Source organism: Vibrio sp. 10N.247.311.47, assembly GCF_041467535.1.
Classification (GTDB): domain Bacteria; phylum Pseudomonadota; class Gammaproteobacteria; order Enterobacterales; family Vibrionaceae; genus Vibrio; species Vibrio crassostreae_C.
Window position 1 is genome coordinate 149,935 of record NZ_JBFSUR010000008.1, and the last position, 19,125, is coordinate 169,059.

Genomic DNA, 19,125 nt, shown 5'->3' on the forward strand with positions numbered 1-19,125 from the left:
GAGCGATCCGTCTCCGAAAATACCATTATTTGAGTATAGGTATGATAAAGCTCATTCGAGTAAATTGCTGTGGTTGAGATTCTATTTTTAGTGCTGAATCTTGTCCAAAGAAATTAGTGAGTCGTTTATCAACAATTTCCATCCCTAATCCTACATGATCTTGAGATGGCTTCTGATAATTACCTGCATTGTCTTCAACGGTTAACTTGAACCCACCCTCGAAAGCCTCGCTAGAGATCTTTACTTTACCGCCTTCCAACATATTAGATATCCCATGTTTGATGGCGTTTTCTACCAGCGGTTGCAGGGTAAAGCTCGGCAATTGAGATTCATATAACTGCGGGTCGATATCCCATTCCACTTCTAGTCGATCGGTAAAGCGTGCTTTCTCTATGGTCAGGTAAGCGTTGACGTGTGCCAGTTCGTCTTTGAGCTTCACGGTGTTGATGTTCTGCTTTAGGTTGCTTCTAAAGAAGTGAGACAGGTGTTGAATCAACTCTCGAGCTTTATCTGGGTCACGACGTGTTACTGCGCTGATAGTATTAAGCGCATTGAACAAGAAGTGCGGGTTCACTTGAGCGTGCAGCAGTTTGATTTCTGCTTGTGTCAGTAGCGTTTGCTGCTGCTGGTAGTTGCTAAATAGGATCTGGCTCGATAATAGTTGAGCGATACCTTCACCCATCGACATATTGATAGTTGAGAATAGTTTCAGCTTTGGCTCATAGAGCTTGATGGTGCCGACCACTTCGTTACCCGCGCGCAATGGAATAATCAACGCAGAACCCAATTTACAATCCTGCGACAAGGAGCATTGGTATGGGTTCTCTTTGCCATCAAGGTAGATGATGTCGTTCTGTTCCATCGAAGTGAGCGTGCTTTGCGATGAAATCGGGGTGTTCGGAATATGGTGTTCATCACCAATACCAACGAACGCGAGGATTTTCTCTCGGTCGGTAATCGCTACCGCCCCTACGTTGGTCTCTTCATAAACGATACGTACGATTTTTTGTGCGTTATCGGAATTGAACCCACCATGCAAAATACCCACCGAACGTTCGGCAATGGTCAGTGCGCGGCGTGAGAAGGTAGCCGAGTACTTTTCGAAGATGGTTTTTCTGTCTTGGATGATGCTCATGAACAGTGCTGCACCGACCGAGTTAGCGATGATCATTGGCGCCGCAATATCGGAGACCAGAGCATAGGATTGTTCGAAGGGTTTTGCGACCGCCAGCAGAATCAGCATCTGAATGATCTCTGCAAACAGGGTTACCGAGAAAACCACTAACGGATTAAACAGTTGGCTGGCTTTGTTCTTTCTCACGAGATAAACGTGTAACAGGCCGCCAATCAAGCCTTCTGCTGTGGTTGAAATCGCACAAGCCAAGTCTGTGAAGCCGCCTAATGAGTAACGGTGAATTCCACCAGTAAAGCCGACGGCAAAGCCAACGACAGGGCCGCCAAACAAACCGCCCATTACCGCACCCATCGCACGCGTGTTGGCGATGGCATCATTGATCTGCAGTCCGAAATAGGTACCCATAATGCAGAACAGGGAAAACAGAACGTAGCAGCTGATCTTATGGCTTAAGCGAGATGAGATGCTCAACAAAGGGAGAATCAGTGGGGTTTTACTCAGCATGTAAGCAATCACTAAGTAGACGCAGGTTTGTTGCAGCAGAGAGAGAATGAGTTCCATATTTTCACCTATTGAGACGCTTGTTAAGTGTAAAGCTCATTGCTTGGTAACGGTAGCTTTGCTTGTGTTTTCGTAGGTTATATTCGCTTCCCAGAGTCGAAAGCACTAACGCCTGAAAACACTAAAGCCCATCACAGAGGACGGGCTTTAGTCTTAATTTCCACGAATCACTGGGTGATACGGGAGCAAGCGAAGTGTGTTTGGCTTGTTCTTTTGTCTCTCTATGAAGACGTGTCTCTTGTTCTCAAGAGTCTGAAAGAACTAGGCGGTTTTGGTGACGCCTTTTGCTTCTTTTTCTTCTTCATCAGCAAGGTCGATATCGCCTTTGCCTTTTGAAATTTTGATAACGTAAGCCGCAATTCCGAATGCACTCACCACGCCGATGATGGTTGAAAGCTGCATTGGTAGACCGAAGCCCAGTTGGCTGTTGTTCAGGATGAATGTGATACACACAGATGTCATGAACACAGCTGGAACCGTTGTTACCCAGTGCAGTTTATTGTGACGAAGTAGGTAAGCCGAAGCTGTCCATAGCATCATGACTGCTGTTGATTGGTTAGCAAAACCGAAGTAGCGCCAGATGATACCGAAATCAACTTGAGTCAGGATGCCACCGATAACGAACAGTGGTAACGCCATTAGTAGACGGTTACGCAGTGTTTTCTGTTCCATGTTGAAGTATTCAGCAAGGATAAGACGGCTTGAACGGAACGCTGTGTCACCAGAAGTGATTGGTAGGATAACCACGCCAAGGAAAGCAAGGATACCGCCAAATACACCCAGTAGACCAAATGAAGCGCTGTATACTACGTTACCTGGGCCGCCGTTTGCAATTGCGTCAGACAGAGACTCAACCGAACCGAAGAAAGACAGAGCAAGTGCACACCAGATTAGAGCGATGATGCCTTCACCAATCATTGCGCCGTAGAATACGAAGCGACCGTTCTTCTCGTTTTCCATACAACGCGCCATCAGAGGAGACTGAGTGGCGTGGAAGCCAGAGATAGCACCACATGCGATAGTGATGAAGAGAGCAGGCCAAAGTGGTAGGTCATTCGGGTTCATGTTGGTGAACATGTCGCTGATCTCAAAGCCCCCCATGATTTGGTGTTCGTCAGATAGACCAATCGCAGTGATTAGGCCAACAGACATAAAGATAAGCAGTGCACCGAACAGTGGGTAGAAGCGACCAATGATTTTATCGACAGGGACAATCGTTGCGATGATGTAGTAAGCAAAGATGATAACAACCATAGTGCTTGTAGACATTACGAAATCAGTTTGGTCGTTCACTAGGTTAGTGATCATGCCTGCAGGAGCAGAAACGAAAACCACACCAACAAGAAGCAGTAGAACAATGGCAAAGATGTTCATAAAGTGTTTTGCGCCATTGCCTAGGTAACGTCCCGTGATCGTTGGAACCGAAGCGCCACCATTGCGGATAGATAACATACCTGAGAAGTAGTCGTGTACTGCACCTGCGAAGATACAACCTAGCACGATCCAAAGCATTGCAGCTGGGCCGTAAAGGGCACCCATGATAGGGCCGAATATTGGACCTACACCCGCGATGTTAAGCAGTTGAACTAGGTAAACCTTTGGCGTCGACATTGGAACGTAGTCCACGCCATCTTGCTTAGTATGAGCTGGTGTTTGACGCTTTTCATTGATACCGAAAATTTTCTCGATAAAGGCACCGTAAATAAAGTAGCCACCAATGAGTGCTGCAACACAGGTAAGAAACCACATCATAATTTGTTATCCCTGAATGTATTAATTAAGTCAGGGTGTATATTAAAGAAGTCGATGAGAAGAAACTTCCGCTACGAGAGTGAGTGGTCGAATAGCCAATTTAGCGGTGTTATAACTGATTTAGTGGTTTGTTCACTGTGCTGAGTGGCCGATATTTCTATCGAGAGGCCTATTAGCTCTATAGAGAGGTTGTTTGAGTTGGCTTAACGGCGACTATTGATTCTGAGTGGTCGGAATGAACCTAAAGTGGCGAACATTAGACAATAAGTGGACATCGATAGGCGTTCAGCGGAGAATCACCACAAAGGCAGCGCTTCGTCAGAAAGTGGTGAAGTAACAATATAAAGGATTGAAATGAAAAAAATAATCGTACTATTCGCCGTGGCATTTAGCCTTGCAGGATGCAGCGCCAATGTTCAAGATTTAGCAGCTGAAGGCAATTGGCAAGAGATTGGCTATCGTGATGGTATCAAAGGCCACACTCAGCGTTCGTATTCAGAGATGACTGAGCTTGGCGCAGTCGATCAAGCGAGTTACACAGAAGGTTATCACCTAGGTGTGACTGAATATTGTAATCCGAACCATGCTTATCAGATTGGTTTATCTGGTCAGGTGTATGAAGGCGTGTGTTCTGGTACGGAAGACGCTCAACGTTTCCGTATGGAATGGCAACGCGGCTGGGACGAGTTCTCAAACGACTATTAAGCCCAAGCTAGCCATAAAAAATTAAAACTAAAAAAAGACCAGTACCGCGTGTGTGCTGGTCTTTTTGTATGTCGTTGAAGTAGCTGTCTAAATGAGAAGCTACAAGCCAAATTAAGATTACTGATTATTCTCGACGGCTTTTCTCAAGAAGCCATTTTGCTTATCAAGCTGAGCCTTGGCTAACTCTAAATCTAGCCCTGTTAGAATCATCAAAATAGATAACTTCACATCGTAATCAGTCGCTTTAAGTGTCGACACTGCCAGTGCTTTGTCGCACTCCGTTGCTTGGATAACGATACGAGCAGCGCGAGCAACCAACTTTTCATTGGTCGCTTTTACGTCGACCATCAGATTTTGGTAGCTCTTACCAATGCGAATCATGCTGGCTGTGGTCAGCATATTAAGCACCAGCTTTTGTGCTGTACCTGATTTGAGTCGTGTTGAACCAGTCAATGCTTCTGGGCCAACCACCGGGCTAATTGCGATTTGAGCGATTTCAGCAATTGGAGAATCAGGGTTACAAGACAATGCAACCGTTACTGCGCCAAGCTGATTGGCATAATTGAGTGCACCAATCACGTAAGGTGTGCGCCCGCTCGCTGCAATACCTACCACGACATCATTTTCTGTAAATTGAATGGCTTTCAGGTCTTCAATACCGAGAGTCAGCGAATCTTCCGCTCCCTCTTTGGCTTTTAAAATCGCTTCTGGTCCGCCAGCGATTAAGCCGATAACCATTTTGTCTGAAACACCGAAAGTCGGAGGGCATTCTGATGCATCTAAAACACCCAATCGACCACTGGTGCCTGCGCCCATATAAATCAGTCGACCACCGTTTTGAAAGGCATGAGCAATTTTATCGACCGCTTTCGCGATCTGTGGCAGTTCCGCTTCAATCGCCAGTGGGACTTGTTTGTCTTGTTGGTTAATCTTTTCAACCACTTCGAGAGAGGTGAGCAGATCAATATCCATAGTGTCAGGGTTTCTCCCCTCCGAAACGAGGTGCGAGAGCGCTGATATGAGAGCGTCGTTACTCATAATGATCCTTAAATGGTGATTCTAAAATTATGGTTCTAAAGTTGTTTAGTCAGCTCGATAGAGAACGCCTAGAGAGGCCGCTCTGCTTGCACCAGTCACTTCTGGTAAATTGCTTGGCAGTTTATGAACATGACGCTGAGCAAGCCACGCAAAGGCCATTGCTTCCATGTAATCGGCATCCACGCCTTTACTGGTGGTTGAGTCAACCTCCCAACTTGGAAGCAATTCAGACAGTCTCTTCATCAACAATGGGTTTCTTGTACCACCGCCACACACATACAGTGCAGGCTGGTTACCCAAGCGATAAGTCTCCACTTCATTGGCTATCGTCAATGCGGTGTATTCACAAAGCGTGCGCTGAACATCTTCTACTGCAAGATCTTTAAATTCTGTTAATTGTTGCTCTAGCCAAGGTAGGTTGAATAGTTCTCTACCAGTACTTTTCGGTGGCATTTGAGATAGATAAGACTCATTTAACAACTGTTCGAGTAAAGCTTGATTGAGTTGACCTTTAAGCGCAAATTGCGCATCACGGTCAAACTTCTCACCCGTGTGTTTATCAACCCAAGCGTCCATCAACATATTGCCCGGGCCTGTATCATAACCAAGCGTTGGCTGATTAGGGCGCAGCACTGAAATATTCGAGATACCACCAATATTCAACACTACAACTGAGCTGTCTTGCGGGTGAAAAATCGTATGGTGAAAAGCGGGTACGAGTGGCGCACCTTGTCCGCCTAATGCCATGTCTTTACGTCTGAAATCAGCAACCGTTTGAATCTGTGTTTTAGCGGCAATGATGTTGGCATCACCCAACTGCATGGTAAATGGAGATTTGCCGCTTGGCTGGTGGAATACCGTTTGACCATGATTACCAATCGCAGTCACAGAAGATGCAGGTGTACCTGACTTTTCGAGAAGTTGCAAAACCGCATCGCCAAACAGATGGCCAAGCTGGTGGTCGAGTTCTCCAATGGCAATTAAATCGGTTTTCTGACCAATACAAACTTCAAGCAGACGCACTTTGAGGTCGTCAGGCATTGGGAACTCATCATGAGCAAGCAATGTGATGCGCGTATCTTCAATCGACACTAAGGCAGTATCAACACCGTCCATACTCGTCCCTGACATCACACCGATATACAGTTCTTTATGATCCATTTCTAAGCTCTTGCACTGCATTCTTAAAGTCTTCCACAGATTGGTTTAAAAACATTGTAAAGCAAATTTAAAGAGAATAACCTCGGGAAGTTTATGAAATTAGGTTTAATAAGGGATAAATATGGGACCGTTGTGGGTTGATGTTGCAGGCTACGAACTGACTGCGGAAGACAAAGAAATTTTAGAGCACCCAACTGTTGGTGGTCTCATCTTATTTGCTCGAAACTATCACGATAGCAAACAGTTATCGGCGTTAAACAAAGAAATTCGCAAGGTAGCGAAACGTCCTATTTTGATTGGTGTCGATCAAGAAGGTGGCCGAGTTCAGCGCTTCCGCGATGGCTTTTCAATTATCCCAGCTGCTCAAGAATTCGCGACTAAGAATAATGGTGAGCAGTTAGCAGAACAGGCCGGTTGGCTGATGGCGGCAGAATTGATTGCCCATGATATCGACCTGAGCTTTGCGCCAGTATTAGATAAAGGCCACGACTGTAAAGCAATTGGTAGCCGAGCGTTTGGTGAAGATATTGATACCATTGTTCGTCATAGCAGCGCTTTCATCAAAGGCATGAAGTCGGTTGGCATGGCGACGACAGGCAAGCACTTCCCTGGACATGGTGGCGTGATTGCTGACTCACACTTAGAGACGCCATATGACCCTAGAGACGACATCTTCGAAACCGATATGGCAATCTTCAAGGCGCAAATTGAAGCTGGAATATTGGATGCCATGATGCCAGCTCACGTGGTTTTTTCTCACTATGATGATCAACCTGCGAGTGGTTCACAGTATTGGCTACAGAAAGTATTGAAGCAGCAGCTTGGTTTTAAAGGTTTAGTGTTCTCTGACGATTTAACGATGGAAGGCGCTGCCATAATGGGCGGACCAGCCGACAGAGCGAAAGCGGCCTTGAATGCAGGTTGTGACATGGTGTTGATGTGTAATAAACGAGATGCACAAATTGAAGCTCTGGATCACTTAGCGATTCAAGAGGTGCCTTTAGCCAACTCATTGCTTAAAAAACACAGCCTTGATTTGTCGACACTTCACTCGGATACTAGGTGGAAAGAGACCTCTGAGACGATTAAGCGAATGCTAGGCAGTGAGTGATAAATAAACACATAATAATTTTAGATAAGGCGATATGATAAATATCGCCTTTTTTGTATGTGTGATCCATGGTTTAAACCTATTTATCTCTTAGAGTGAGCTAAATTCAATGTGTAAGATAAAATTTACAGTTAATGTTTTTTATTGTTTACACTTGCAATCGTTTTTTTAGCTGTTATTGTGTTTTTAAAGATTGTTAGCCCAAATGGAAATGTTGGGTGTAAAAATAAATATACAGGTTGAGTTATGCAGAAAAGTGAATTAAGCAATGTCAATATCATCGACGAACAGGTACTGATTACTCCTGAGGAGTTAAAAGCAAAACTGCCTTTGAGTGATAATGCTCGTCGTTTCATTCAAGAGTCTCGTCAAACTATCGCAAACATCATTCATAAGAAAGATCATCGTATGCTTGTTGTATGTGGTCCATGTTCTATCCATGACATTGAAGCTGCGAAAGAGTACGCGAAACGCCTAAAAGCACTTTCTGAAGAACTGAGCGCTCAACTGTATATTGTAATGCGTGTTTACTTTGAAAAGCCTCGTACTACTGTTGGCTGGAAAGGTTTGATTAATGACCCTCATCTAGATGGCACTTTCGATATTGAGCATGGTCTGCATGTTGGTCGTGAGCTACTTGTTGAACTCGCTGAGATGGAAATTCCATTGGCGACTGAAGCATTAGATCCAATCAGCCCGCAATACCTAGCAGATACCTTCAGCTGGGCGGCGATTGGAGCACGTACGACTGAATCTCAAACTCACCGTGAAATGGCAAGTGGTCTTTCAATGCCAATCGGCTTCAAAAACGGTACCGATGGCAACTTAGGTACAGCAATTAATGCGATGCAGGCTGCTTCTTCTAGCCACCGCTTCATGGGTATTAGCCGCGAAGGTCAAGTTGCACTACTTACGACTCAAGGTAACCCAAATGGTCACGTTATTTTACGTGGCGGTAAGCAGACGAACTACGATTCAGTATCGGTACACGAATGTGAACAAGAGCTTGGTAAATCAGGCTTAGAAGCGGCACTGATGGTTGACTGTAGCCACGCGAACTCTCGCAAAGATTTCCGCCGCCAACCTTTAGTTGCAGAAGATGTGATTCACCAAATTCGTGAAGGCAACAAGTCGATTATCGGCCTTATGATTGAAAGCCATATTAATGAAGGAAACCAATCTTCGGATATACCTCTCAATGAGATGAAATACGGCGTATCTATTACCGACGCGTGTATCAATTGGGATTCAACTGAGGCACTATTGAAGCATGCACATACGGAATTAGTCCCGTTCTTAGAGAACCGTTTGAAAGGTTAGTCAGAGTTTTAAATTTAAGTGCCTCATCTAATGGGGCATTTTAAGATCTGTTACTAGCGAAATCAGCGTTAGTACGGGCTTATAGATTAGTAAGGAATAAAATGGCCGTTGAACTGAACGAATTACGCGACCAAATCGATGCTGTCGATAAACAAATGTTGGATTTACTTGCTCAGCGATTGGCTCTAGTAGAGAAAGTCGGTGAAGTAAAAAGTGAACATGGTTTACCTATTTATGTACCAGAGCGTGAGGCTGCAATGCTGGCATCTCGTCGTCAAGAAGCCGAGAAAATAGGGGTTCCACCACAGCTAATCGAAGATATTTTGCGTCGTACTATGCGTGAGTCTTATGCCAGTGAGAAAGATTCTGGTTTTAAGTGTCTAAACCCAGAGTTACGTTCAGTGGTTATCGTTGGTGGTAATGGTCAACTTGGTGGCTTGTTTGGTCGTATGTTCAAACTGTCTGGCTACGAAGTAAAAATCCTTGGCAGCCAAGATTGGGATAAGGCCGACGAAATCTTAGATAATGCTGGGCTTGTGGTTGTTACGGTTCCAATTCACCTAACGGAAGGTGTGATTGCGAAGCTAGGTAATCTACCAAGCGATTGTATTCTATGTGATTTGACGTCAATTAAATCTAAACCTCTACAAGCAATGATGAACATGCATCAAGGCCCAGTAGTTGGATTGCACCCAATGTTTGGTCCTGATGTTCCTAGCCTTGCTAAGCAGGTGATTGTTTACAGTGATGGTCGTGGTTCTGAAAGTTACCAATGGCTACTGAATCAATTTGGTATTTGGGGCGCGAGCCTTTGCCAGATGGATGCAGCTGAACACGATCACGGCATGACCTTGATTCAAGCACTTCGTCACTTCACCTCTTTTGCTTACGGCTTGCACCTGAGTAAAGAGAACCCGAACATTGATCAACTTCTGAAACTAAGCTCGCCAATCTACCGACTTGAGATTGCGATGGTTGGTCGTCTGTTTGCTCAAGACCCGAACTTGTACGGCGATATCATTCTTTCTTCGGATGAGAATATTGAGATGATTCGACGCTTCCATAGCTGTTTCGGAGAAGCGTTAGAAATTCTAGATGGCAAAGATAAGGCTAAGTTTGTTGAGAGCTTCAACCAAGTGAGTGATTGGTTTGGTGACTACTCACAACAATTTTTACAAGAGAGCCAAAGCCTGTTAAAACAAGCACATGACTCGATTCATCGCGGTTAATAGTGTGGTTTGAAAAATAAAAAAGAGCGACCATTTGGTCGCTCTTTTTGTTTGTGTTGAATGCCGATATTGCATCTGGTCTATAGTAGGCGAAATGCATTTGGATCATCATGGGCCAAACGAACAAACCTAGTTAGTCACGATAGGCTCTTTGTTATTCTCGTTCGAGACTCGGTTATCATCGCTGGATACTGTGTCGATAGTTGAACTGATGTAAGGCACGTTAGTTAGGTTGATCTGCAAGCGAACCACGTTATCAATCAGTTGAACCAGTGGACCCCACTTAACTTTTTTCTCTTTCTCGAACACGTAGTTGAAGTTTTCCGGTGTCCAATCCATCAAGTATTGAGGGTTCAATGAACGACCAAGGAAGCGTACTTCATAATGCAGGTGTGGCCCGGTTGAGTTACCTGAGTTACCACAACTCGCAATCACATCACCTTTACTAACAAACTGACCGCTGCGAACTTTGAATTTTTGTAGGTGCGCGTAAGAACTCATGAAGCCGAACGAGTGACGCATAGTAATAAAGTTACCGAAGCCTTTTTTACTTGGGCGTACCGTTTCAATAACTCCATCTGCGGGTGCTACAATATCTTCACCACGCTTACACGTTAGATCGATACCAGTATGTACATGGCGTTTACCTGAAATAGGGTTAGTGCGGCGACCGTATGAAGACGAGATGCGTTGATAAGCCATCGGACTATCATTAGGAATTAAGCGGAACATGGTAGCTCTTACCGCGGAATCGACGGCTGCAGCATCAATACGGTCTTCTAGTGAAACCTCATCGGTGTGTAACTCTTCATCAGCCAGGCCTAGAACGGATTCCACATCGAATACACGCTTACCCAGTAATTGAATCGTACCTTCTTTCTCAGTTAAGGCTTGAGATAGGTTGTGGTTGGTTTCAACTTGTTCCGCGTATAAGAACTCGGTCTGCTCTTTTTCAACAATCAGAGTTTCAATTAACTGTTGTGCATCACCGGCTTGTGCAGCTAGCTTGTTTTTACTCTCAAGGTGCATGTAGGTTGCACCACCAATCAACATCGGTACTGAGAGCAGGGTTGTCATGCATAAGAGTACGGCTTTTCGACCGAAGTAAAACGTCTGTTCCCCCTGACTAGAGGGAATAGTAATGGACACTTTTTTAGACATGGTTCTGTATTAACTAAATGCTTCTAATAGAAAAAGGGTAATGGAGATATTATTCCTTACCTAAGTCGGTAAGGTGTTCAATCTCTCTATAAAGCAGGTCATCGTCACCAACATTAAGCTCAACAAGGCGCTTAAGGTGGCTGATACTATCAATATCTAAATGCTCTATGCGTAAACGCATTGAGGTATTGATGGTAGAGACTATCGTTGCTTCTAACTGAATATTGATATCACTGTTTTCGAGTTTAAAGCTCACTTGAACAGGGACATCATGGCTAAGTTGTTTTGATTCATTGCATTGAATGAGTAAACCATGGAGTGATAAGTCTTGCACTGAGCCTGATACCTTTACTTGTCCTTGTGAGATCTCAGTCGGGACTTGATAAATAACTCGTGAAAATTGACGTCTTTCAACCATAAGTAATCTCTCTATATCGATGCATTACACGTAAGCCAGATATATCAAAGGCCGCTATTATCGCGGCCTTTGTTCAAAATACAAGCTTATTTACTTAGCTATACGCTTGTACTTGATACGGTGCGGCTCTGCCGCTTGTGCGCCTAGAGTCTGCTTAAGCCACTCAGTGTACTCAGTATAGTTACCTTCGTAGAAGTTAACTTGACCTTCATCACGGTAGTCTAAGATATGGGTCGCAATACGGTCAAGGAACCAACGGTCATGCGAGATAACCATTGCACAGCCCGGGAATTCAAGCAGTGCTTCTTCAAGAGCACGTAGCGTTTCAACGTCAAGGTCGTTGGTAGGCTCATCGAGTAGCAGTACGTTACCGCCCGCTTTTAGCAGTTTCGCTAAGTGAACACGGTTACGTTCACCACCAGAAAGCTCACCGATGATCTTCTGTTGGTCGTTGCCTTTAAAGTTGAAACGAGAACAGTAAGCACGCGCAGGGATTTCGAAGTTGTTGATCTTAATGATATCAGCGCCTTCAGAGATCTCTTGGAATACTGTCTTAGTGTCGTCCATGCTGTCACGGAACTGATCAACAGAAGCAAGCTTAACGGTTTCGCCTAGTTCAACTGTACCTGAATCTGGCTGTTCTGCACCGCTTAGCATCTTGAATAGTGTTGATTTACCTGCACCGTTGGCACCAACGATACCGACGATTGCGCCCTTAGGCATGCTGAACGATAGGTCGTCGATAAGAACGCGATCACCAAACGATTTAGTCAGGTTGTTCACTTCAAGAACTTTATCACCTAGACGCTCACCTGGCGGGATGAACAGTTCGTTGGTTTCGTTACGCTTCTGGTATTGGCCAGTTGTCAATTCTTCAAAACGAGCCATACGAGCTTTAGACTTAGCTTGACGGCCTTTAGGGTTTTGACGAACCCATTCAAGTTCTTTCTCGATTGTCTTTTGACGTGCGCTTTCGCCCGCTTTTTCTTGCTTAAGACGCTCGTCTTTTTGCTCTAGCCAAGACGTGTAGTTACCTTCCCATGGGATACCTTCACCACGGTCAAGTTCTAGAATCCAGCCAGCTGCGTTGTCTAGGAAGTAACGGTCGTGGGTAATCGCCACAACAGTACCACTGTAATCAACAAGGAAGTGCTCAAGCCATGCTACTGATTCTGCATCCAAGTGGTTGGTTGGTTCATCAAGAAGCAGCATGTCTGGCTTTTCAAGAAGTAGACGACAGATAGCAACACGACGACGCTCACCACCTGATAGGAATTCAATTTTCGCATCCCACTCAGGAAGACGAAGTGCATCAGCAGCACGCTCTAGAGCAGTCTCTAAGTTGTGACCGTCTTTTGCTTGAATCAGAGCTTCTAGTTCGCCTTGCTCTTTTGCCAGTGCATCGAAGTCTGCATCTGGTTCTGCGTAAGCTGCGTAAACCGCATCAATACGCTTAAGTGCGTCAGCAACGTCAGAAACCGCTTCTTCTACGATTTCACGAACAGTTTTTGATTCGTCTAGCACAGGCTCTTGTGGTAGATAACCTACTTTAAGGCCTTGTTGTGCACGTGCTTCACCATCAATATCAGTATCAATACCAGCCATGATACGTAGTAGGGTAGATTTACCTGAACCATTTAGACCCAAAACACCGATTTTAGCGCCAGGAAAAAAGCTAAGAGAAATGTCTTTAAGAATTTGACGCTTAGGTGGAACAGTTTTGCTCACCCGAGACATGGTATATACGTATTCAGCCATTGCCGATCGATCCTAATTATTGTTCAAAATTGTCTGCTATTTTATACCAATATCCTCAAAGATGTTACTCCTAGGGCAGAAAAGCCACTCTTGAACTAATCCTTACCTATTATTGTCACATTGGCCATTAAAACTATATTTAATGGGCTTCTGAGGCGAAGTGTTAAATATTAATAATATTTACACTCAAATCCTTTACATTTGATGTGATGTCGGGCGTAAATAGACTTCACGTATTCATACACGCACTAAGGAAAGAGCGAATGTTTTTCCGCATTGGTAATACGAAAATTGCTGTGGCTGCATCGGCAATTTTGTCTTCGGTTTCACTGGCTCCGGTCGCTATGGCTAGCAATGCATCCGAGCTTGAAATGCAGCGTGACGTTTATGACAAAGCGCAAGAGGTTTTAGACAGCCGTGATCTAAAAGCTTACTCCGCGCTGCGTAACAAAATTCAAACATACCCTTTAACACCTTACACCGATTATCGGGCCTTTCTGATTGGCTTAGGTGATCGCACACCTGCTGAGGTCGATGCTTTCATTGAAGAGAACAAGGCATTGCCTTTCTCCAATCGAATGCGCGCACCTTATTTGGACTCATTGGCTTCTCAAAAACAGTGGAAGACGATCCTTGAGTTTCAAACCAAAGAGCCTGTCGGTGAAAAATACCAATGTATTTATTATCGAGCGCATTACGAGCAAGGTAACCAAGAGCTTGCCTTTAAAGGAGCTAAACAACTTTGGTTGAGTGGTAGTGGTGTTGATGACGCTTGTGACCCTTTATTTAAAAGCTGGGATCAAGCTGGGCTAAGAACTGATGAGCTGATTCTGGATAGAATGCTGCTAGCGTTCGAGGGCCGTAACGGTAAGTTAATGAGCTATCTGATTAAGCAATTGGATCATGATGAGTCAATTGCTCAAGCGAAGCAGATGAAGGCGTTGTACAACAAGCCTGAAAATGTACTCGCGTTTGCTAAAAAACATCCAGCGAATGAATTTTACCAAGCTCAAACCGAGTTTGGTTTTGAGAAACTGGCAAGGAAGTCAGCAAGCAGCGCTCAAGAGGTTTTTGATGATGTTGTGAAAGCTCAAAAGTTTTCGAAAGAAAAATCCCAAGAGTTAGCGGACTACCTAACGTTCCGCTTGATCAATACCGACTCTGAAGAGTTGATGGCGTGGCGAGACAAAATGCTCGCGAGCTCATCGAAACAGGTCTTGCTGGAGCGACGTGCTCGCTTAGCTATCCAACATGCAGATTGGACTGGCTTGAAAGAGTGGATAGCGCGCTTAGATGATAAGCATCAGGCTTCGCTTCGCTGGCAGTATTGGCAGGGTCGAGCTGAGATAGCGACGGGGGATAGCGCTCAAGGTAACAAGAGACTATCCGATATTATGGGGCAGCGTAACTTTTACAGTGTAGCGGCAGCTAAGCAGTTAGATGAGCCTATCCAGTACCCAACATCCACGTTGAAATACAATGCTGAAACAGTGAAACCTTTTAACACATCATTGACTCGTATTGGTGAGCTGATTGAACGCGATAAAATTGCGGCAGCTAAGAGTGAGTGGCGTTGGTTATTAGCCAATGCAGACAAAGACCAAAAATCGATGCTTGCGGCTCATGCTGCGACAAAGCGTTGGAATCATCTAACGGTCACGGCCAGTATATCAGCGAAGATGTGGGACAATATTACTTTACGTTTCCCAGTTGCGCACAAGTGGTGGTTCAACTTCTATGCCGAAAAACACGATATTGACCCAATCACTTTGATGTCTTTAGCGAGACAAGAAAGCGCGATGGATTCAGAAGCTCGCTCTCCAGTTGGCGCGCGTGGCATTATGCAAATTATGCCCAAGACGGCGCAATACACAGCGAACAAACATAAGATTAAGTATCAGGGCAGCGATGATCTTTATGATGTCGGCAAAAACATTGAGATTGGCAGTCACTACTTAGATGGTTTACTCGCTCAATATGATGACAACCGTATCTTTGCGTTTGCGGCTTATAATGCTGGACCTAGCCGTGTGAAACAGTGGCGTTCACGCAGCGATGAAAAGCTCGATGCCTTTGCATTTATCGAAATGATCCCATTCAAAGAGACACGTGGCTACGTTCAGAATATCTTGATGTTTGAGACCTACTATCGAGATATCTTGGGTGAGAAAGGGACGTTTTTAGCGCCCCATGAGGCAAAAACGAAATACTAAGCCTTCGGCATTTGGCCCGAAACTGAGTAAGAATAAAGGCAGTGAGTGCTAACCATTTCCACTTACTGCCTTTTTACATTGGATCGCATCAAGTGTTTCGGTATAAAGTGTTAAACGCTTTCAATCGTTAAGCGACTCTTTAAAGTCAGAATTTAAAAGTAAGTGTAGAGATATGGCATCACAACCTGAATATGATAATTGGCAACAACTGATGGACTTGGTAAAGACGGCTGTCGAAAAAGATCAGCACGAGCTGTTGTTGACTATGATGATGACACCAGACGAGCGAGATGCTCTGGTTGCTCGAATTAATATCTTCTGTGAGCTGATGAAAGGCGATATGTCTCAACGACAGGTGAGTCAAATGCTGGGCGTAGGCGTAGCGACGATAACCAGAGGCTCAAATGAGCTAAAGGCCAAATCTGAGCAAGAGAAAGTCGTGATCGCCGACCTATTGCTAAAGTAATAATGGAATTAAGCTATCACGCGATAGTATGAATACGAATTCGATAAAAAACGCTAACTGGATGTTAGCGTTTTTTGTTTCTGAAGATTGTTCTTGGAATCTTTTGAAGTTTAAGGAAGCCTCAAATACTAAATAGGAAAGTGTTCAGGATTCACAAATGGGATCAGAGCCAAAATTAAAGCTTGATGATAGACCGAACTGCGTGACAATTGGTTATGTGTCAGTAGGCCAATGGCACCACCTTTCTGTTTGATATTGTCGGTACCAAACACTTCATCCATCACATCCCCTAACTCGTTTGCATACTCTAGTTTATCAAGCACAACAGGTGGTAGCATTAAGCTTGCAGAGCGAGACTCGCCACGTTGACCATTTGCTTCAATTATCATCCAAGCAAAGGTAACGTTGCCTTCAATTCCAGATTCTAACCCAACATGAAAATCTGCATTTGGCAGTTCTTGGATTGCATTGTTAACGCGATTTAGAGCGCCTTGATAAGTCTCATCATTGCTCATCGGTTGATCGGACACTCCACTAGGGACGCTGATACCTTTGAATTCGAATTCAGAATCAGGAAAGGCAGAAAGGAATGCACTTTTAACGGCGTTTATTTTAGCTGGGTTCAGCGACGCAATGACGACGGATTTCATGTATTGGATTCTTTTTGTTGTCGATTAAATTGAGTTGGTGTAGTCGATACCATTCGTTCAGTTCTTCCAATGGCATCGGTTTACCGAAGTAATAGCCTTGCAGCATATCGCACTGCGCATCTTGCAACCAGTGATGCATGCTTTCGGTTTCGATGCCTTCGGCTGTGACCTTTTTGCCTTGAGCATGGCATAGCCCGATAATCGGTTTTACTATGTTCTGATTATCGGTTTCAATTAAGGTGTCTAAAAAGACTTTATCTAGTTTGATTTTTTGAGTCGGATACTGCACCAGTTGAGTGATCGAAGTATATCCAGATCCAAAGTCGTCAATCGCTAATCGATAGCCCATTAGCGAGAGTTGGTTGAGCAACGGAAAGCCTTGTGAATCTGAGTAAAAGGTTTCAGTGATTTCAAAATCGATTAGGCTTGGTGGAATTCGATTTAACTCCGCGTGTTCTTTAATGAAACCCGCAAGATGAGTGGTTTCAATGCCAGCAGAAGATAGGTTGATCGACAATTGAATTGAGTGATCAAATTGAGCCTGAAGTCGATGGAATGAAGCAAACGCATTCTGTATTACCCAGCGGTCAACATGTTCAAACAGCCCGGTTTGTTCGGCTATTGGAATGAACTCATCTGGTGGAACCAAACCAAGTTGCTTTGAATTCCAACGCAATAACACCTCAACGCCAATAACATCAGTCCCGGTGGAATCCATGTAGGGCATGTAAACGAGCCTGAATTCATCATCAAAATTCTTACCTCTAAGCGCACGTTCAATATCTGCTTGGCGCTGAATGGCTTTGTCTAAATCCCGTGAATAGTCAGCAAATTGGTTTTTACCGGCACGCTTGGCTTGGTACATCGCAGTATCCGCGTTGGACAGTAGCTTCTCGATTGAGTTGCCATCATTAGGGTAGGTCGCAATACCAATACTGACCGTGATCGGAAAGCTGCCTGATTCGGTGACAAAACCTTTTTGCAGTGGAGTCAGTAAATCATTCGAGAATCGATGCGCGACATTTCCTCGGTGACTAGGAGCGTTAATGTAGACAACGAACTCGTCTCCAGAAAGTCGGGCTGGCATACAATGAGCGTCGAACTCCTCTTTATAGTGACGACAAATATCTGAAATACGCTGAGCAAAAGAGACCAGAATCGAGTCGCCGATTTGATGTCCGTATTTGTCGTTCACAAACTTGAAGTTGTCCAAGTCAAAATAGAGAACCCAGGTTTCGGTATTCGAACTCGGTTTTGGCAACGATTGCTGAACGAAGGTTTGAAACTGATGCCTATTGGCTATTTGGGTTAACTGATCATTTTCGGCCAAGAGCTTGGTCTGTTGGTAGGTGTTATCTAACTCTTGGTACATGTCATAAAAACGCTGTGATAGGCGGCCAAGCTCATCACGAGTGCCCAAGCGTTCGATGTTCTTACGTTGTTTTTTTTCGACTTGCTGTAGCTGTCGATCGAGCCGCGTTATTGGAGTAATCACAGTGCGAGACAGAAGCATGAGTAGCAGAGCGACAGTCACAAACGCAGACAGGGCAAACGACAAACTCAGCTTGTTCCAAATTGAATCGAGCTTGTTTTCTAATAGGAATTGCGCCGGATCGACTGTGGCGTACAGTTCTGGAGCAAGCTTGACTGAGTGGGTGACATCATTTTCCAAAGAAACCGCTATGGATGTGAAGAATAAACTGGTTTGGTAGTCGAACTCTATCTGTTTTCTCAGCGCATTAAATTTGTCGAGAGAGACAGAGACAACAACAAAGAACACATCGTCGGGTTGATTGTTAACGGTTGGGAAAATCGCTTTTCTATCTACCTTGTCATAGTGAACCAACATCCCTTCGCCTTGGGAGTTTTGAATATAGTTGGTACTCGATGTTGCTAAGGTGTCTTGATAGTGCAGGTCAACATACTCCAATATCTTACTGTCAATCTGAGTGCGTGAGTCATTGCTATTATCCGCGTAATAACGCAGTTTTCGATCACCATTAAGAAGCGCTAAACCTGTATAGCTTTCATCGTCATCTTGCAGGAAATGAATGGCTTCTCGAAGATTACTGACCAGTTCAAGATCGCGAGATAGATTTTGATCAGTGAGAAAATAACGCTTCACCATATCACTCTGGGTCAAGGTGTAAGAGTAGCTATTGAGGAACGAACGAGATTGGCGAAAGTATCCGGCTAGTTTTTCCATGTTCAGTTGAAGTGCGTTGTCTTCGCGTTTGATGAAACTGCTTTTTTGCGTCGAATAAATAATATAGCTAGAAGCCGCGGTACTGATCAGTATCACAGGGGCTATTAGTAGTAAGATTTTAGTACTTAGCTTCATAGTTAATGACAACACTATTTATAAATTAAGCGCATAAGTTTATGTTACTTAATGCTTACTCGCTATTAATTATACGTAGTTCGATGATTTCCTGTGAAGGGGGTAA

The 19,125-nt window shown here is 44.3% G+C and carries 15 protein-coding genes; 6 read left to right on the forward strand and 9 right to left on the reverse strand.

The genetic code is table 11. The annotated features are described in order from the left end of the window. Positions 1-25 precede the first annotated feature (25 nt). The gene (locus AB6E51_RS08015; protein ID WP_017080271.1) at positions 26-1,696 is read right to left on the reverse strand and encodes a sensor histidine kinase; all 1,671 of its coding nucleotides are present in this window, start codon (positions 1,694-1,696) and stop codon (positions 26-28) included. Between the two features lie 261 nt (positions 1,697-1,957). Next, a complete protein-coding gene (locus AB6E51_RS08020; RefSeq protein ID WP_372057776.1) occupies positions 1,958-3,448 on the reverse strand; it encodes a carbon starvation protein A in 1,491 nt (496 codons plus the stop codon). Between the two features lie 354 nt (positions 3,449-3,802). Here AB6E51_RS08020 and AB6E51_RS08025 point away from each other — a divergent pair, with 354 nt between their 5' ends. Next, positions 3,803-4,153, forward strand: coding sequence for a DUF2799 domain-containing protein (locus AB6E51_RS08025; RefSeq protein WP_017059350.1), 351 nt, complete (start codon positions 3,803-3,805; stop codon positions 4,151-4,153). 117 nt (positions 4,154-4,270) lie between these two features. On the opposite strand, the gene murQ is transcribed toward AB6E51_RS08025, so the two are convergent. Beyond that, positions 4,271-5,191: an N-acetylmuramic acid 6-phosphate etherase gene (gene murQ, locus AB6E51_RS08030; protein ID WP_032547377.1), complete on the reverse strand. Its 921-nt coding sequence runs from the start codon at positions 5,189-5,191 to the stop codon at positions 4,271-4,273. A gap of 45 nt (positions 5,192-5,236) precedes the next feature. Beyond that, positions 5,237-6,352 carry an anhydro-N-acetylmuramic acid kinase gene (locus AB6E51_RS08035; protein ID WP_372057775.1) on the reverse strand — a complete coding sequence of 372 codons (1,116 nt, stop codon included), beginning with the start codon at positions 6,350-6,352 and terminating at the stop codon, positions 5,237-5,239. Positions 6,353-6,473: 121 nt separating this feature from the next. On the opposite strand from AB6E51_RS08035, the gene nagZ reads away from it, so the two are divergent. The 3 genes from nagZ to tyrA all read left to right on the forward strand — a co-directional run bounded on the left by nagZ (position 6,474) and on the right by tyrA (position 10,012). Beyond that, entirely contained in the window at positions 6,474-7,463 is a 990-nt protein-coding gene (gene nagZ / locus AB6E51_RS08040) for a beta-N-acetylhexosaminidase (protein WP_372057773.1), read from the forward strand. A 246-nt stretch (positions 7,464-7,709) separates the two neighbouring features. After that, complete coding sequence (locus AB6E51_RS08045; protein ID WP_372057772.1) at positions 7,710-8,783, forward strand: 3-deoxy-7-phosphoheptulonate synthase; 1,074 nt, start codon at positions 7,710-7,712, stop codon at positions 8,781-8,783. 101 nt (positions 8,784-8,884) lie between these two features. Next, positions 8,885-10,012, forward strand: coding sequence for a bifunctional chorismate mutase/prephenate dehydrogenase (gene tyrA / locus AB6E51_RS08050; RefSeq protein ID WP_017056144.1), 1,128 nt, complete (start codon positions 8,885-8,887; stop codon positions 10,010-10,012). A 129-nt stretch (positions 10,013-10,141) separates the two neighbouring features. Here the strand turns inward: tyrA and AB6E51_RS08055 are convergent, their stop codons facing one another. The 3 genes from AB6E51_RS08055 to ettA all read right to left on the reverse strand — a co-directional run bounded on the left by AB6E51_RS08055 (position 10,142) and on the right by ettA (position 13,349). After that, positions 10,142-11,173: a M23 family metallopeptidase gene (locus AB6E51_RS08055; RefSeq protein WP_372057771.1), complete on the reverse strand. Its 1,032-nt coding sequence runs from the start codon at positions 11,171-11,173 to the stop codon at positions 10,142-10,144. A 49-nt stretch (positions 11,174-11,222) separates the two neighbouring features. Then, entirely contained in the window at positions 11,223-11,591 is a 369-nt protein-coding gene (locus tag AB6E51_RS08060; RefSeq protein WP_017059356.1) for a PilZ domain-containing protein, read from the reverse strand. A gap of 90 nt (positions 11,592-11,681) precedes the next feature. After that, complete coding sequence (ettA, locus tag AB6E51_RS08065; protein ID WP_017056147.1) at positions 11,682-13,349, reverse strand: energy-dependent translational throttle protein EttA; 1,668 nt, start codon at positions 13,347-13,349, stop codon at positions 11,682-11,684. Positions 13,350-13,612: 263 nt separating this feature from the next. Between ettA and sltY the strand changes: the two genes are divergently transcribed. Both sltY and trpR read left to right on the forward strand, forming a co-directional pair. Continuing rightward, on the forward strand, positions 13,613-15,562 hold the full coding sequence (sltY, locus tag AB6E51_RS08070; RefSeq protein ID WP_372057770.1) for a murein transglycosylase: 1,950 nt from the start codon (positions 13,613-13,615) through the stop codon (positions 15,560-15,562). 172 nt (positions 15,563-15,734) lie between these two features. After that, positions 15,735-16,028 carry a trp operon repressor gene (gene trpR / locus AB6E51_RS08075; protein ID WP_017059358.1) on the forward strand — a complete coding sequence of 98 codons (294 nt, stop codon included), beginning with the start codon at positions 15,735-15,737 and terminating at the stop codon, positions 16,026-16,028. 128 nt (positions 16,029-16,156) lie between these two features. Here the strand turns inward: trpR and yjjX are convergent, their stop codons facing one another. Beyond that, positions 16,157-16,678 carry an inosine/xanthosine triphosphatase gene (gene yjjX / locus AB6E51_RS08080; protein WP_102332788.1) on the reverse strand — a complete coding sequence of 174 codons (522 nt, stop codon included), beginning with the start codon at positions 16,676-16,678 and terminating at the stop codon, positions 16,157-16,159. Further along, positions 16,641-19,019, reverse strand: a complete 2,379-nt coding sequence (locus AB6E51_RS08085) for a bifunctional diguanylate cyclase/phosphodiesterase (RefSeq protein ID WP_229647443.1) — start codon at positions 19,017-19,019, stop codon at positions 16,641-16,643. Before AB6E51_RS08085 ends, yjjX begins: the two co-directional genes overlap by 38 nt. Positions 19,020-19,125 lie beyond the last annotated feature (106 nt).

Excerpts from the sequence above, each read along its gene's own strand:
- AB6E51_RS08015 (WP_017080271.1), bottom strand. The coding sequence starts at position 1,696 with ATGGAACTCATTCTCTCTCTGCTGCAACAAACCTGCGTCTACTTAGTG.
- AB6E51_RS08020 (WP_372057776.1), bottom strand. The coding sequence starts at position 3,448 with ATGATGTGGTTTCTTACCTGTGTTGCAGCACTCATTGGTGGCTACTTT.
- AB6E51_RS08025 (WP_017059350.1), top strand. The coding sequence starts at position 3,803 with ATGAAAAAAATAATCGTACTATTCGCCGTGGCATTTAGCCTTGCAGGA.
- murQ (WP_032547377.1), bottom strand. The coding sequence starts at position 5,191 with ATGAGTAACGACGCTCTCATATCAGCGCTCTCGCACCTCGTTTCGGAG.
- AB6E51_RS08035 (WP_372057775.1), bottom strand. The coding sequence starts at position 6,352 with ATGGATCATAAAGAACTGTATATCGGTGTGATGTCAGGGACGAGTATG.
- nagZ (WP_372057773.1), top strand. The coding sequence starts at position 6,474 with ATGGGACCGTTGTGGGTTGATGTTGCAGGCTACGAACTGACTGCGGAA.
- AB6E51_RS08045 (WP_372057772.1), top strand. The coding sequence starts at position 7,710 with ATGCAGAAAAGTGAATTAAGCAATGTCAATATCATCGACGAACAGGTA.
- tyrA (WP_017056144.1), top strand. The coding sequence starts at position 8,885 with ATGGCCGTTGAACTGAACGAATTACGCGACCAAATCGATGCTGTCGAT.
- AB6E51_RS08055 (WP_372057771.1), bottom strand. The coding sequence starts at position 11,173 with ATGTCTAAAAAAGTGTCCATTACTATTCCCTCTAGTCAGGGGGAACAG.
- AB6E51_RS08060 (WP_017059356.1), bottom strand. The coding sequence starts at position 11,591 with ATGGTTGAAAGACGTCAATTTTCACGAGTTATTTATCAAGTCCCGACT.
- ettA (WP_017056147.1), bottom strand. The coding sequence starts at position 13,349 with ATGGCTGAATACGTATATACCATGTCTCGGGTGAGCAAAACTGTTCCA.
- sltY (WP_372057770.1), top strand. The coding sequence starts at position 13,613 with ATGTTTTTCCGCATTGGTAATACGAAAATTGCTGTGGCTGCATCGGCA.
- trpR (WP_017059358.1), top strand. The coding sequence starts at position 15,735 with ATGGCATCACAACCTGAATATGATAATTGGCAACAACTGATGGACTTG.
- yjjX (WP_102332788.1), bottom strand. The coding sequence starts at position 16,678 with ATGAAATCCGTCGTCATTGCGTCGCTGAACCCAGCTAAAATAAACGCC.
- AB6E51_RS08085 (WP_229647443.1), bottom strand. The coding sequence starts at position 19,019 with ATGAAGCTAAGTACTAAAATCTTACTACTAATAGCCCCTGTGATACTG.